The sequence below is a fragment of the Candidatus Formimonas warabiya genome (assembly GCF_002777255.1).
Classification (GTDB): Bacteria; Bacillota; Dehalobacteriia; order Dehalobacteriales; family Dehalobacteriaceae; genus Formimonas; species Formimonas warabiya.
Genome location: NZ_CP017634.1, coordinates 3,821,358 through 3,837,058 on the forward strand (window position 1 = coordinate 3,821,358; position 15,701 = coordinate 3,837,058).

Here is a 15,701-nt window from a genome sequence, read left to right on the forward strand (position 1 = left end):
GTGAAACACCGTTTCGGAGGGGATCAAATGGGAGAACTTTATCAAATCCAAAAAGACGCCCAGAGTATCGCCGAGGTGATTGCCGCCGCCCTGAATGTAGAAACGGAAATTATTGATGATACGTGTAAAATTATGGGCGCTACCGGACGGGTAAGAGGCTTTCTGCTTACCAAACGAACCGACTCCTTTATTACCCAATGGGTGATTAAACACAATCGTCCCTTTGTCATCACCAATCCCGGCAAAAACAAACTCTGTCAGCCCTGTCCGGAAAAAGACGAATGCATTTTTACCGGAGGCATTTATTATCCCATTGACGTAAACGAAAAATGTCATGGCGTGATCAGCCTCGTCAGTTTTAACGAACACCAAAAAAACCTCTTGGTGGCCAATCAAAACAGTTTTATTGATTTTGTGGCCAAAATGGCCGATCTATTGGCAACCAAACTACAGCAGGTGATGACGATGAACGAATTATCCCGGGCCAATGAATACCTGGAGGCGATTATCAATTCTGTCAATGAAGGTATTATTTCCTGTGATGAAAATGGTCTCATCACCTGTTTCAATCAAACAGCAGAAAGAGTATTCGGTCTTTCCAAGCACGAGGCCATTGGCCATAATATCTCGACCGTTTTGCCTAATTCCTTGCTCAATAAGGCTTTATTGGAATGCAAATCCTTTTATGATGAAAAAATTCCCTGCACACATACCAATGGCGACGGCATCAATTTAATTTCCAATGCCACCATCGTCACTAGTAATAAAAAAATTCTTGGTGCCGTAGAATCCTTTTCGGAGGAAGAAAAAATCTTCCGGGTCGCCTACCGGCTTTCCAACCGGGAGGATGTCACGGCCTTCGACAATATCATCGGCACTAGCGCCATTATTAAAAAAACCAAACGCCTTGCTTTGGAAGTTGCCCAAAGCGCATCTACGATTTTGATTACAGGAGAAAGCGGCACCGGAAAAGAACTTTTTGCCCGGGCCGTTCACAGTGCCAGTCACCGGTCCAAGGAGCCTTTTGTCGCCATCAACTGCAGTGCCATACCGGATTCTCTGTTGGAAAGCGAGCTTTTCGGCTATGAACGAGGTGCCTTTACCGGAGCGAAAAATGAAGGAAAACTGGGTAAATTTGAACTGGCGCATGGGGGCACTATTTTCCTGGACGAAATCGGAGACATGCCTTTACACCTGCAAATAAAGATCCTCCGGGTGCTGCAGGAAAAAAATATCGAAAAAGTAGGCGGTACCAAAAATATTCCCGTCGATGTGAGAATCATTGCAGCCACGCATCAGAATCTTACGGAGCAAATCGCCAAAAAACAATTCCGTGAAGATCTATACTATCGTTTAAATGTCATCCCCCTGACCATTCCACCGCTGAGAGAACGCAGCGAAGACATCCCGGTTTTAATAGAATATCTTTGCCAAAAATATGCCTCCATCTTAAATAAGAATATTCAAGGCTTATCCAAGGGAGCCTTAAATATCCTATTAAAATATAAATGGCCCGGCAACGTGAGAGAACTGGAAAACGCCATTGAATATGCCATTAATTTTTGCCCCAACGGAAGCCATATCACGAAAGACACCCTACCTTCCTGGCTTTTCAATACAGTTGATATTATCTCTGCTTATGGCGAAAATATGAAACAAAAATTAGAAATGAGCGAAAAACAAATTCTTTTGGAGGCTTTGGATCACATGGGCAGTTCCCTCCAAGCAAAAAAACAAATTGCCCAAAATATGGGTATCAGCCTGTCCAGCCTTTACCGGAAATTACGCAAATATCACCTGATCGCCGATTAATAAAGCCTCCAGGCTTCCTGAACAATTTCCGCCAAATGCCTGGCTTTAACAGGAACATGAAAGATCCTGGCCCCATGCTCCAGCTGCATGAGGCAGACGGGACAGCTGGTTACGACCTGATTGGCCCCTGTGGTCCTGATCTGCTCCATCTTCCGCGAGAGTATAGATTCAGCCAGTTCCGGATGGGTGACAAAATAGGATCCCCCGGCACCGCAGCATACATCGGCTTCCGGTAATTCCACATATTTGATCCCTGTGATTTTTTTTAATACTTCTTTTGGCTCTTCTCCAGCCTTTAGGTCCCGCGCTAAATGGCAGGGCACATGATAAGTAACCTTTTGCCCATCACCGGATAAACTTTTCCAGGGATCGAGTTTTAGCAGCAGTTGGGCATAATCAACTATTTTTGCCGCCATTTGTTTAGCTGTGGCGGCATAAGGGTCCTGGGGGGGAAAAAGTTTTTGATAATCCTGCACCATACTGGTACAGCTGGCACAGTCGGATACAATGTAATCGTAGTTACCCTTCTGAAGCAGGTCCATATTTCTTCTGGCCAATTCCCTGGCTGCTTCACCCTGGCCGTAGGTAACAGCGGGCAACCCGCAGCAAAAAACTTCCGGTATTTCCACCCGGCACCCCATTTGCCGCAGCGTATTTACAGCGGCTATCCCTTGGGCAGGCTTTAACAGGTTTGTCCCACAGCCTAAAAAATATCCCACCCGGCAGGTAGGCTGAAGAGGATTCTCCTTTAAACGGGCCTGAGCATCCCGAAAAGTAGGAGGGATCCCGGGAATGACATCTTCCGATTTCGCTAAGGGTCCCAATACCCCGATCAGGCCGCTTTTTTTAAGCAGATAGCGCAGTCCGGTGTTTTGATAAATCTTTAATAAGCGATTCGTGAGCATCAACCGTTTAGGAAAAGGGATCAGATGATGAAAGATCAGTTTTTGTCCCCAAGGCAGATCCTTCTGGGCCAGATTTTCCCGGGCCGCCAGTAAAATATCCGGCGTCGGCACACCGGCGGAACAATTTTCCGCACAGCGTCCGCATAATAAACATTCGTACAAGGTTTCTTTGAAATCCCCATTAAAGGGTATTTCCTCTTCCATGGCAAACCTTAACAAGGCATTTCTTCCCCTGGCCACCGAACCTTCTTTTTTAGTTTCTCTATAGATGGGGCATACCGCCTGGCAGTCGCCGCATTTGCTGCACTTTGCCAAAGCCTCGGCTAAACTCTCTAAATTGTTCATGATTTTATCCCTCCCGGAACTTGGTCAGGATGAAAAAGATGCTTGGGGTCTAATGTTTCTTTTAATCGTCTCCAGAGAAAGTTTTCTCCCGGTTGTTCCTTGAATTCTTTCCCACCGGCCCAAAAATAAAGGTCCTTCCCCTCTACTGTGTGACTGCCATATCCGAAGGAATGGGAAAAATTCTTCAGGATTTCCAGGATTTCTTCCGACCTTGCCGGGGCTGCTTCCGGCTCAGGATGGGGAATCGTAGCATACATAATTCCTTGCGAAATATGTCCGTAAATTCCCACCTTCTCTTCCGGATCCATTTTCAAAATATCCTCCATCCAGGCGGGAATGTCCGTAAACCGGATCCTGCTTCTGATCACATATTGATTGAGCTGAGATATCCCCGGTTTGAAATAGTCGGTAAAAAAGGTTTTGCCATAACGTAACTTTGTATCCTCCATTTCCTGAACAAGCTCCATGCCGTTTTTCTCAGCCAATTGATTTATTGCTTCCCTCTGCCTGTCTACTGCCTGCTGAGGCCCGCCCAGGCCAATATTGCTGTAAAATTTCCCCTTTTGCACCATCAGATCAAAACTAAGCGGTGACAAATCCGCTTTTTGCACCTGAACAATAAAGTTCATAAAATCACGGAAATTTTTCGCCCGATAGGTGCGGTAGACCGCCCTTTCCGGCAAAGGATACAATTTCAGCGTGATTTTCGTGATCACCCCCATCTTGCCCCAGGAGCCTATGAAAAGTTTGCGCAAATCATATCCGGCTACATTCTTCATGGTTTTACCGCCATATTTTATTATTTGGCCTTCCGCATCCACAACTTCTATGCCCAGCACTAGATTCTCCAAAGTATGGTACTTCGCCCTTAGACTGCCCGTGCTATTTGCCGCTACAATTCCCCCCATCGTTGGCGTACCGGTTTCCAGAGGGTCAACCGGTAAGAGCAGCCCTTGATTGCCTAAAATCGTCTGTAAGTCCTCCAGCCCAACTCCTGCCTCCACCGTAGCGGTCAGATTATCCGCATCGATGTCCAGAATCCGATTTAACCCGCTTAGATCAAGGCAGAGTAGATTCCCAACTGTTTCCCTTATTTTTGTTCCTTGTCCCCTGGGAACCAACGGGATATTAAAGCGGTCCGCCAACTGAATCACCTGCTGTAGCCCTTCCACATTCTGTATTTTTACAACACACCAAGGTCTTTGACCGTTATAACCATAGGGTATCAGCTCCCTCTCTGCCAGATAATACCCGGGCACGGGACTCAATTGGTTTAATTCCAGTAAAAATTGGGCTCTATCTTCCTTTTGCCCCTTTCTTTCAAAAGCCGGTCTATCGCCCGCATGATCCGGAAGGGCCTTTCCCGGATTCAGCAATCCTGCCGGATCAAAAGCTGCTTTCACTTTTTTCATAAAAACCAGTTCATGGGGAGAAAAAAGCAGCCCTAATCCTTTTAATTTTTCCACCCCTACGCCATGTTCCCCGGTGATGGTTCCCCCCAGCCTGATCGCTTCTTTCATAATTTCCTCAAAGGCCATCCCCACTCTCCTGCTTTCTTCCCCATCTTTGTCATCGTAGAAAATAGCGGGATGAGAATTCCCGTCGCCGGCGTGACAGACCGTACCAATGGTTAAAAAATGTTTGCAGGCGGTTTGTTCCAGAGCCTTCAGCATCTCCGGAAGCTGAGCCCTGGGAACGGCAATATCCTCCTGCGCATAGGCCGGTTTTTTGGTGGTAAGACAGTTAATGCCGGCTAACCGCCCCGTCCAAAGAAGCTGTTTTTCTGCTTCGGACTGGGCATTTTGGATTAATCCGGCCCGGTTTTTCTGACAAATCGCCATTATGCTTGGTACTTCTCCTGCTAAATCGTCGGTAAAACCATCAACTTCAATTAGCAGCGCCGCCCGGGCCTGGGCCGGATAGCCCAGTTTAAACCGTTCTTCAACCGCTTGGATCACGGGCTGGTCAATCATTTCTAAGGTCCGGGGAATAATTCCCCGGGCCATAATTTGGGATACGGTGGCGGCGGCATGGTCCACGGTGGGAAAAACCGCGAGAAGAGTTTTTACGGTTTCCGGCGCTTTCAAAATGCGGAGCCAGGCTTTGGTAATGACCCCAAAGGTCCCCTCCGAACCATGCATCAGACCCGTAAAGTTATATGCGAAAGCACTTTCCAAGGGGCCGTTGGCTAAAAAGACTTGCCCGTCGCTTAACACCATTTCCAGTCCCAGTACGTTTTCACTGGTGACGCCATACTTGACACATCTCATTCCCCCGGCATTCTCGGCAATGTTGCCGCCTATGGTGGAAACCTGCATACTGGCCGGGTCAGGGGCAAAAAAATAGCCAAAAGGCTCCAGCGCCTTTTGCACGGCGATATTGGTAACGCCGGGCTGGACCGCAATATACCGGTTGAGGATATCCAGTTCCAAAATTTGATCCATTCTCGCAAATTCCAGAACCACCGCTTCATCTAAAGGAATGGTACCCCCACAAAGGTTCGTACCGGCTCCCCGGGGAATAGAGGGTATTTGCCATTGATTTAGAATCTTTAGCACCTGGGAAACTTGGAACGTGTTTTGCAAGAAAATGACGGCCAGCGGATTGATCCCCCTTAGATGCTCGGCATAACTGTATGTGAGCAAATCTATTCTGTTATTTAACACATTTTGTTTACCTACCACGGCTTGAAGCTTTTTAAGTACCCCATCAAAAGTTTTTCCTTTCAATCTAAGCCCTCATTTCAGAAGAAGTCGCTTCCATGAGATTTCTAAAAAACTTTATTCGGACAATAACTTGATTTGAAAAAAGAATGCGGGAGGAAAAATAGCCCACGATCCTCACGCATTCTTTGATTGGTGATCAGACAGCTATGCGTCTAGATGCCTTCTTGAGCATCCTGTAATTGTCTCACCCTCTTGTTGGGATCCCGGAGGGAGCCGATTACGATGCTTGCTACAGAAATGGCCATACTCAAGTAAACCGGGTCACCGCCGGGTCCCAAAATACCTCGGATCTGCATGTAGAGACAAGAAATGGCCCCAAGGACAACACCTGCCGTAATCCCCCATTTCGTCGCTCCTTTCCAGTATAAAGTAAAGATAAAAGGCCACATCAGGGCCGAGCCAATCAAAGAGAAGACGAAATACATCACATTCAGCAAGGACTCAATCTGCAGGGCAGCATATGTAACGATCACGCCGATGACAATCACCGCCCAGGGCAAAATTTTATTGAAGGTCTCGTCTTTGGTCTGGGGAAACAAACATTGTCCTATATCATAGACCAGGTGGCTGGCCCCGACCAGAAGCATCGCGCTGATGGTCGACATAATGGCGGCAATTAAGCCGGCGATACCAAACCCGGCTAAACCGGTAGGATAGTATTTCATGATAAATATGGGAAATGCCGCTTCTGTGGTTCCATATGTTTCTTTAAGATCCGGCATCACCGTCATCGACCCTGCGCCGATAAAAAGAAGGCCTACGCCGTAAAGCACCACCGGAATGGATACGAACAGAAAGGCTTTCTTGGCGGTATTGACGTCTTTTGCGGCCAAGCCCCGCTGGGGAGTTGTCGGGTCGGAGGGTACAGACAGGAAAATAAGTAAAAATGAAGTGATGGCATAGGTAAAAGTAGTGCCCTGAAAGGGATTAAAGAGGGAAAGATGCTGGGATGCCAGAGCCGTTTGCATGGTGCCGATACCGCCGGCAGTAGCGATGGCCATGATCGGTCCGATCACCACCACCACCAGGAACATAATCACAAACTGCACGACATCGGTCCAGACCACCGAATACAATCCCCCTAGGGCCGTATAGATCGTGGTAATGATACTGGTAATGACAACCGCCGTGGTAATGGATATCCCCAGCGGTTCCCCCAGGTAGGTAAGCAATCTGGCCATCCCGGTTACACAGAGGCTGACAATACCTGTGCAATAAAACACGACAATAATGGCCACAAAAAAGCGGGGCAGGTTGCCGAATTCTCCGGCAATCACTTCAGCCATCGTGCGCTTTCCGGTACCCCGGAGCCTTTTCACCATAAAGGCAAATACCACCAGCCCTACCCCGAAGCCAAGGTAATTCCAGATCACCCCCGCTCCATGCTGATAAACGGAACCCGCGATCCCCAAGGTTAAACCGGCCCCGATCAGCGTCGCCATAATCGTACCCACCAGAGCAAAGGTATTGAATCTGTGTCCCCCCAGCAAATAGTCATCCACACTCTTAATTTTGGTTCGCGCCACCAAACCGAGGCCAAACATCATAAACATGTACAGTACAATAATGATAAAATCCAGAATCGTCATCGTTCATCCCACCTTTCTTAACTTTACTATTGGGCATGTTACCGGACCAAAAATAATTGCCTAAATTCCCTTCCCCACCTTCCTTTCTATCTCATGATCCCTTTTGCTTTTCACCGGATGCATTTAATGGGAGAATATATCCATTAAGCTGATTCTGTCAAAAGCTTCCCCCATCTTATCTAATCCCACGGAAAGAGCGATGCGGACGTATCCTTCGCCACTGGCCCCAAAAGCATACCCCGGCAGGACCAATACGTGGGCTTCGTGTAATAATTTGGTGGTAACCTCTCGAGAGTTTAACCCTGTCTTTTTAATATTGACAAACAAATAGATAGAACCCTGGGGAAAGAGCACCGACATGCGCGGAATATTCTTAATCCTTTCATAAGCGTAGTAAGATCGTTTCTGGTACTCTTCCACCAGGGGGGGCTGAACCAGGTTGCGCATTCTCAAACCATGTAGAGCAGCTCTTTGGGAAATGGAAGGGGCGGTGAATACATTGTTTTCATTGATTTCCTCCATCATCTTGGTTAAAAAGGGCGGGGCCAGCGTATAACCGACACGCCACCCGGTCATGGCGTAGTCTTTGGAAAAGCTTCTGATGGTAATGGTTCTTTCCCGCATTCCCTCGAGGGTCGCTACCGGGACATGGGGTTCCGCATAGCTGAATAAGGGATAGATATCATCGGCAATGATCATCAAATCATGATCCATCGCAACTTGGGCAATCCTTTCCAGCGTCTCTCTAGAATAACATACTCCTGTCGGATTATTAGGCGTATTAATAATCATCGCTTTTGTCCGATTGGTCAGGAGGGATTTCAATCTCCCCATATCGGGTTGAAACCCATCCTCCTCAAGGGTGGGTAAAACAACCGGCTTCCCTCCCGAAATGCGAATTTGGTAGGGATAGGGCGTAAAACAAGGCTCCGGGACAATGACCTCGTCCCCCTCATCCAAAATAGCTTCTAAAGCCAGAAACATGGCCTGACTGCCGCTGGTTGTAACTAAACATTCATCCAGCCCCACCTGGAAATGATACACATCATGATGATACATGCAGATTTCTTCTCTCAGCTCCGGATCGCCGAATAAATCCGTATAGTGGGTATGCCCGTTTTTGGCATCGGTAAAGGCAGCGTTAATAATCCTTTCATCTGTAGTAAAATCGGGATCCCCAATCGAAAAGTTAATCAGGTCGGGATACTCCTTTCCCAGAAAGGCAGATTCCGTCATCGGGGTGCAGATTTCATTCCAATATTTTTTTGCAATAAACCTGTGTTTCACGTTTCTTTCCTCCTTTTCCGAACCATAATTTTTGTTTTCATGTGCCTGAGGGAAAATCTTGTGGTCCCGGCAGAATTTTCATTTTCAGATCAAAATCAATTGTTATAATTGTATGTCTATGAAACATTGTTTCAGAACCTGCCTAAAAAAAGAAGAAATAGTCTATAAAAAAATTGGTTGCCGGTTAATCAGATTACCGGTCTCTTTTAACTTTTGGGCAATATTCTCTTTCCCTTTGATATTCAACCTGCTTGTCGGCGCCGAAACACTGACTCCCCCAATAATTTCCCTTTTATGATTAAATATGGGCACCCCCATACAAGTTAACCCATATTCATATTCTTCATCGTCAAATGCGATGCCGTTTTCTTTGACCGATTTGATTTCCGCCATAAAATGTTCCACATCTACAATGGTATTAACCGTCCTGGGCATTCTTTTCTCCGACTCAAAATACTCTTTAATGTCGGTTTCATGATCAGCACTGATGAGAACTTTGCCAATGGAAGAACAGTAAATCGGCGCCACTGGACTTAATTTTGCTACTAATACCGAGGATTCTCCTTCCACTGATTCTAAAATCAGCACTTGATGATCATTTTTGATGCCCAAACTTACGGATTCTCCTATTTCGCCTGCCAATTGCCGCATAAAAGGCAGGACAATTTTATTTAAGCTATTTTGTCTTTTAATTTTTTCCCCGATTTCAATAAATTTGGGTCCCAAACTATATTTTTCCGTCAATTTGTCTTTTTCCACCAAGCCGTACTTGGCAAAAGTATATAAGGCCCGAAATACCATCGCTTTGGGCAATCCTAATTCATTAGACAGTTCGGTGACACCTAAAGAATTCTGCGCATCATGTAAAGTTAGAACTACTTTAATCGCCCGGTCAACCATGGAAATAATATTTAAATCGGCTTCATTTTTCATTAATTAAACCCCTCTTTTAGTTTTGCGAAACGTTGTTTCATCCTTATTTTATGACCTATGATGCTAAACTGCAAATAATTTCTTGCCGGTTTGGCATATTTTCCCGTAGTCTTTTATCTTGTTGATGGCACGGATGTTTAGACTTTTATTTTTGCAAGAACGATGCCGAAACAAATGATCCCCACAAAAAAATATGAGCAAGAACATCTTAAGATGGGTTCCTGCTTTCACGAGTAATTAGCAAAGAAAACACATGGTTTAGCATACAACCATTCTTAGAGCTAAGAATAATTTGCCAACCATGACAAAAAAAGAACCTGGATATTTGCTCCAGGTTATCTCTTTCCCTTCTCCAGGGAACGTACCAGTCGTGTCATACAGGTATTGACGGGAGTGGGCACCTGATATCTCTGTCCCCGCATGGCCACCATCCCGTTAATGGCGTCTATTTCCGTACGCCGTCCTTTGACCACATCCATCAACATGGACGACTTGTTTTCCCGGGTAGCCGCACAGACACTCTTGGTATACTCAAACATATCGTCCCGGAACAGCTTGATCCCCTGGGCTTCTGCTACCGCTTTCCCCTCTTCCAGGATACTCTCCATCAATTTTAATAAGTTCTCATCTTCCAGAAGGGCCCCGTTGCACAGCCCGGTAATGGCGGTAAGAGGATTGATGGCGGCGTTGGCGATCAGCTTGGTCCAAATGGTTCCTGTGATATCCAAAAAAACTCTTGTGTCCATGCCCGCCCCATTCAGCAGCTGGGCAATTTCTTTTGCCCAAGAATCATCCCCCTTGTCCACAGGACCAATAAAGGTCCGGGCTCCTCCATTATGGCGGATCACGCCCGGTCTCAAGAGCATCGCTCCGTGAGAGGTTACTCCGGCCAATACTTGCCGGGGAGGAACCACTTTGGTGATGGCGTCGATATTCCCTTCTCCGTTTTGCAAAGTCAACACTTTCGTGTGCGCATCAATACAAGACTTCACCCCCAGAATCGCCGCCCCGGTGTCGTAGGACTTGACTAAAACGACCAGCAAATCGGCTGTGCCCAACCGGTTTAAATCTGTGGTCGCTTTCATTTTCACCGTGCGGCGACCGTCGCCCTGTTCAATCACCAAACCATGCTCATTAATGGCATCCACCTGTTCCTTGGCAATATCATAAAGTATTACATCATTACCGCTTTCGGCTAATAAGGCGCCTACCAGGCTGCCCATTGCTCCGGCACCGACTACTATGGTTTTCATCGTCTTGTCTCCTCGTCTCATATGCATTCCTCTTATGTATATTTTTAATACATTTTCTCAATTTCTTCTGCAGATAGGCCAAAACTGTGATGGGGCGTGGGAAATTCTCCGCTCCTCACCTCATTTGAATAAGTTGATAAAGCATCAATAATCGTTTTGCCGATATCGGCATACCGTTTGACAAATTTGGGGGTAAAGCGCTCAAACAGGCCAAGAATATCGTGGAATACCAACACCTGGGCGTCACAATAGGTCCCGGCGCCAATGCCGATGGTGGGAATGGTTAATTTTTCGGAGATCATTTTTGCTACGCGCACCGGCACGCATTCCAGAACAATGCTGAAAGCCCCCGCTTCTTCCAAAGCGATGGCATCGTTGATCAACCTTTGGGCGCTTTCCTTGTCCCTGCCCTGTACCTTATACCCGCCCAGCTGAGAGACCGTTTGGGGGGTCAAACCAATATGCGCCATCACGGGAATCCCGGCATTTACCAGCGCCTTTACCGTGGGAGCAACGGTAACGCCCCCTTCCAGCTTTACTGCATCGGCGCCGGCTTCCTTCAGGATCCTGGTGGAATTCCTGATGGCGTCCTCAATGCTGATATTGTATGAGCCAAAGGGTAAATCCCCCACGACGAAACTGTTGGGAGCACCTTTTACCACCGGCTTGATGTGATGAATCATCTCCTCCATGGTCACCGGAACCGTGCTGTCGTATCCCAGCATGGTCATACCCAAAGAATCTCCTACGAGAATAGCCTCAATATCTGTTTTATCAACCAAAATTGCGGACGGGTAATCATAGGCGGTAGTCATGACAAACTTTCGGCCTGCTTGTTTCATCTCTTGCATCGCCGGAATGGTTAATTTCTGTTTTTTCATAACACCACATCCCTTAAAATTAAACTTGATTTATGGTATATCTTTCTGCTTAGAAGTGGTAAATCCTGCAAAGTTTTTTTAAGGTTTCTTGCTCTTTTTCCTTTTTATTCTGCCCAAACCAGGGCGAGAAATAATTAAAAAATTTGGCCGGTGCAAAAGTAAACAAAATGGAGGGAGACACAGCATGGTTTACTGGTTACAATTGAGGTAAGAGCTTTTAAAGATAGGTTTGATCCAAAATATTTTTTTCTGGGAGGTATCCGAGAGCTTCCCGGACTGTTTCCCGATCTTTGCATCATATCTCCGGGAAAACGGCATAAAGTGAGGAAAGAAGGAGGAGCACAGAGCACCATGAAAAAAGTGAAAGTGTATCAGGTGGACGCCTTTACATCCTGCCCCTTTGGCGGCAACCCGGCCGGTGTGGTCACCGGGGCGGAAGGCCTTACAGATCATGAGATGCAGCTTATTGCCCGAGAAATGAATTGTCCGGAAACAGTTTTTATCTTACCTGCCGCCCATCCCCAGGCCCAGATTCAGGCCCGTTTTTTCACCCCCGCCGAAGAAGTGGATTTATGTGGTCACGGCACCATTGCCGCATTTCATGTGCTGGGGGCAGAAAAAAAAATCACCCTGTCCCCCGGAGATAATGTGATCTATCAGGAAACCAAGGCGGGCATATTGCCCGTAAATCTGCTCGCCGGCCCTGGAGGCGATCTGGACCGGGTAGTCATGGGTCAGCCCTTACCCACTATGATGGGCATATGCGCTGACGTAAAAACAGTTGCCGCCCTCCTGGGCCTGGCAGAATCGGACCTTGCCTGGAGAGAGCTTCCTTTACAAATTGTTTCCACCGGGCTGCCGGATCTGATGGTTCCGGTCAAGAACTTAGCAGCCTTAAAGAAAGCGGTTCCTGATTTTGCCCGCTTGGCAGCCTATCAAAAAGAGAATGGCTTTATCAGCATCCATGCCTTTACCTTTGAAACGGAAGATCCTGCCCATACTGTTCATGTGAGAGACTTTGCTCCTTCCGTTCAGATCAATGAGGAGGCGGCCACCGGAACGGCCAATGGTGCTTTAGCCGCCTATTTGGTCACCCACCGGGCCCTCCCCTTAGACAGGGAAAAAATTGTGGTCACAGTCGAGCAAGGGTATGTGATGCAGAGGCCCAGTGAAATTGTTGCGGAAATTACTCATGCCGGCGGCCAAGTGCTGGACGTAAAAGTAGGCGGCAAAGCCGTCCTTGTTTTAACCGGAGAAATCACATATCCTTTTCCCGGGTAGTAGCCTGGGAAGCAGAGGTGCATAAGATGAGCTGTCCGCAAGACGATTTGCCCAAAACCCTCACGACCATTCAGGGGACCCCAGTCGGGGTTGATTATGCCTGCCCGGCAGGAACCAGAAGGCTCATGGTTTCCGATGCCCCCGAAAGATTGGATGCCCGCTCCTTAAAGGATGGGGACGGCCTGCCCCTGGCCCACGCCACCCTCTGGCATGACTATGTGCATACCTGGTCTTCCAGTCAGTCCCACAGAGTTTTTCTTTGGCACGAGAACAAAACCGGCATCCGGGTAAAACTGGGTCTGACGCTGCAAAACTTGTCCCCTGCCAACACCCTTCAGATTACCCGGGGCAAACAGGAGACCTGCTATGAGCCAAGGGACTATCTCGGGGCCGGCATGTGCCTGGCGAAAGCCTGCGCAGGGGATACCATGGAATGGCTCACCCCTGTTGATCCGGTCATTGGGCCGGATACCCTGGGGATCATTTCCCAAACAACTTTTGAGACCAATCTTTTAATGGGGGCCATTTACGAATTTGACATTGCCAAACTTTCCGGTCCGGGCCAGCTTCATTACAAACTTAGAACAGTGGTATCAAAGCAGGTTGATAGGGACCTGAGAACGCTTCGGGATGCTCCCATTCATAACGAGGGGCCCCACCCCCGGGGCAGTTGGCCCTACTCGGAAATAGAGGCTGCCATACCCCCCTACATGGCCGGGCAAACAGCTTTTTATAATGTATCCATGGCAGGCAGCCCGGATCAGTTGTTCCGCAAGGAAAACAGCTATGACCCTGATCATGCCGTCACCAATAGAGGACATTTTGGCGCGACCTACACCTTAACCATTCCCCTGGCAAATCCCACCTGTGTCCCTCAAGGGGGACAGATCAGCCTTACCCCAAGAGGGAATAATCCCTACGCCGGTGCGGGAGCCTGCGCATTTGCCGGCTTTTTTCCGGGCATCGAGAAGAAGGTGGCGGGAATTCCCGTTCTTAGACCAAGTCCCACTGCCACGAAAGAAATAGCTATTCTGGGCACTTTTACCCTGCCTCCCTATTTTTCGGCTCCGTGTAAAATCCGTTTGATGCATGCGGGAGGAGCAACCATGCCCGTGGCCGTGTATATCAGCTCCGCAGCCCCCGGCTGTCCGGTTCTCTCACCCAAGCGTCTGCCCCAGGCGTGATTCTTGCTATATGTTTAGCACGCCGATGGAATTTAAAAACACCAGGGCCAGCAGCACCGGGGTTACCCATCTGATCAGAAAGTAAACAAAATTGATCAACCCGTCCATACTTAGGGTTCCATGGTTGGACAATTCGTCTCTGAATTCTTCTTTTCTGACCACATGCCCTACAAACAAGGCAATCAGAAGCCCGCCTACAGGGAGCAGAATATTGGAAGAGGTATAATCGAATAAATCAAAAAAGGTTTTGCCAAAAACAGGGATCTTACCGAGCAGGGCTGCTTTATGGGCAGAAAGAGTGGCTAAAATTCCGATCAGCATAATCAAGAAACAATTAAAAATTACGGCACCGGTCCGGGAGATTCCTCTTTCCTCGGCAAAATAGGCGACGGGAACCTCCACCAGGGAAATCATCGCTGTGGTAGCCGCAATCGATGTGAGGAAAAAAAAGGCCACTAGCAAAATGTTTCCCAGGGGAATTTGGGAGAAGACGAGAGGAATGGTCATAAACAAAAGTCCCGGACCTGCGCCCGGCTCCATCTGAAAGGAAAAAACCGTGGGGAAAATCGCAATCCCGGCCAGCAGGGACACCATGGTATCGGATGCGGCCACTTTCACCGGGGTCGCAATCATGTTGTTGTCATCGGTAAAATAGCTCCCATAGGTAATCATCGTTCCCATGCCCAGGGATAACTTAAAGAAAGCCAACCCCAGGGCAGTAAGAATCACCTCCGGTGTCAGCCGGGCAAAATCCACATGAAACAAAAACTGTACTCCCTGAGAAGCACCGGGCAAGGTTAATGCTCGGATATCACAGACAAGTATTAAGATAAATAAGACCGGGAGAAGCGTTTTGGTCACCCGTTCAATGCCTTTTTTGACACCCCCGATTAAAATCACCGCTACCGCCACCAAAACAATCAACTGCCAGATCAAGGGAGACCAGGGCCCAATCACCGCACTGCCGAATTCCGCTTCTGCCGACCGGGCCGTGATGGAGGCAAAATCGCCTTTTACCGCTTTAAACATATAGAGATAAACCCATCCAGCCACACAGCTGTAAAAAAACATAATCAGATAAGCTGATAAGATCCCCATAAAACCGATTATTTTCCATGCCGGGTGTGCTTTCAGCTTTTCAAAAGCCCCTACGGCATTTTTCCGGGTTTTCCGGCCGATATAAAATTCGCACACCATCACCGGTATGCCTACAAACAGGATACAGATCACATAAACAAAAAGAAAGGCCCCTCCCCCGTTTTCACCCGTGAGATAAGGGAATTTCCAGATGTTGCCCAGCCCTAAGGCGGATCCCAAGGTAGCAAAAAAAACGGCCAAGCCGGTGGAGAATTTTTCTCTGGATTCTTTTTTGGCCCACAATGTGCATCATCCCTTTCCCTAATACAAGCTATTATTAAATTACTCCGGTCAGGGACAACTTATGCATAAGAAAAAAGCCCTGATGGGCTTTTCGGGATCCGGGTACCGTATGAATCTTGTAAAGA

General features: G+C 47.7%; 11 protein-coding genes. 3 read left to right on the top strand and 8 right to left on the bottom strand.

Annotation, left to right across the window (positions count from 1 at the left end; genetic code table 11):
* Positions 1-27 precede the first annotated feature (27 nt).
* Positions 28-1,812, top strand: coding sequence for a sigma-54 interaction domain-containing protein (locus DCMF_RS17375; protein ID WP_214658695.1), 1,785 nt, complete (start codon positions 28-30; stop codon positions 1,810-1,812).
* On the opposite strand, the gene DCMF_RS17380 is transcribed toward DCMF_RS17375, so the two are convergent.
* The 7 genes from DCMF_RS17380 to panB all read right to left on the bottom strand — a co-directional run bounded on the left by DCMF_RS17380 (position 1,809) and on the right by panB (position 11,731).
* Positions 1,809-3,062 (bottom strand): (Fe-S)-binding protein, encoded by a 1,254-nt coding sequence (locus DCMF_RS17380; RefSeq protein ID WP_148135586.1) that lies wholly within the window; start codon positions 3,060-3,062, stop codon positions 1,809-1,811. The genes DCMF_RS17375 and DCMF_RS17380 overlap by 4 nt on opposite strands.
* On the bottom strand, positions 3,059-5,791 hold the full coding sequence (locus tag DCMF_RS17385; RefSeq protein WP_148135587.1) for an FAD-binding oxidoreductase: 2,733 nt from the start codon (positions 5,789-5,791) through the stop codon (positions 3,059-3,061). Before DCMF_RS17385 ends, DCMF_RS17380 begins: the two co-directional genes overlap by 4 nt.
* Positions 5,792-5,940: 149 nt before the next feature.
* Positions 5,941-7,377, bottom strand: a complete 1,437-nt coding sequence (locus DCMF_RS17390) for a sodium:solute symporter family protein (RefSeq protein ID WP_148135588.1) — start codon at positions 7,375-7,377, stop codon at positions 5,941-5,943.
* Positions 7,378-7,500: 123 nt separating this feature from the next.
* Positions 7,501-8,664 (bottom strand): pyridoxal phosphate-dependent aminotransferase, encoded by a 1,164-nt coding sequence (locus DCMF_RS17395; protein WP_148135589.1) that lies wholly within the window; start codon positions 8,662-8,664, stop codon positions 7,501-7,503.
* A gap of 162 nt (positions 8,665-8,826) precedes the next feature.
* Positions 8,827-9,597 carry an IclR family transcriptional regulator gene (locus tag DCMF_RS17400; protein ID WP_148135590.1) on the bottom strand — a complete coding sequence of 257 codons (771 nt, stop codon included), beginning with the start codon at positions 9,595-9,597 and terminating at the stop codon, positions 8,827-8,829.
* Positions 9,598-9,932: 335 nt separating this feature from the next.
* Entirely contained in the window at positions 9,933-10,850 is a 918-nt protein-coding gene (locus DCMF_RS17405) for a ketopantoate reductase family protein (RefSeq protein ID WP_214658696.1), read from the bottom strand.
* A gap of 44 nt (positions 10,851-10,894) precedes the next feature.
* On the bottom strand, positions 10,895-11,731 hold the full coding sequence (panB, locus tag DCMF_RS17410) for a 3-methyl-2-oxobutanoate hydroxymethyltransferase (protein ID WP_148135592.1): 837 nt from the start codon (positions 11,729-11,731) through the stop codon (positions 10,895-10,897).
* Positions 11,732-12,082: 351 nt separating this feature from the next.
* Between panB and DCMF_RS17415 the strand changes: the two genes are divergently transcribed.
* Positions 12,083-13,012, top strand: a complete 930-nt coding sequence (locus tag DCMF_RS17415; protein WP_148135593.1) for a PhzF family phenazine biosynthesis protein — start codon at positions 12,083-12,085, stop codon at positions 13,010-13,012.
* 26 nt (positions 13,013-13,038) lie between these two features.
* On the top strand, positions 13,039-14,196 hold the full coding sequence (locus tag DCMF_RS17420; RefSeq protein WP_148135594.1) for a hypothetical protein: 1,158 nt from the start codon (positions 13,039-13,041) through the stop codon (positions 14,194-14,196).
* 6 nt (positions 14,197-14,202) lie between these two features.
* On the opposite strand, the gene DCMF_RS17425 is transcribed toward DCMF_RS17420, so the two are convergent.
* The gene (locus DCMF_RS17425) at positions 14,203-15,576 is read right to left on the bottom strand and encodes a sodium-dependent transporter (RefSeq protein ID WP_148135595.1); all 1,374 of its coding nucleotides are present in this window, start codon (positions 15,574-15,576) and stop codon (positions 14,203-14,205) included.
* Positions 15,577-15,701: the final 125 nt, after the last annotated feature.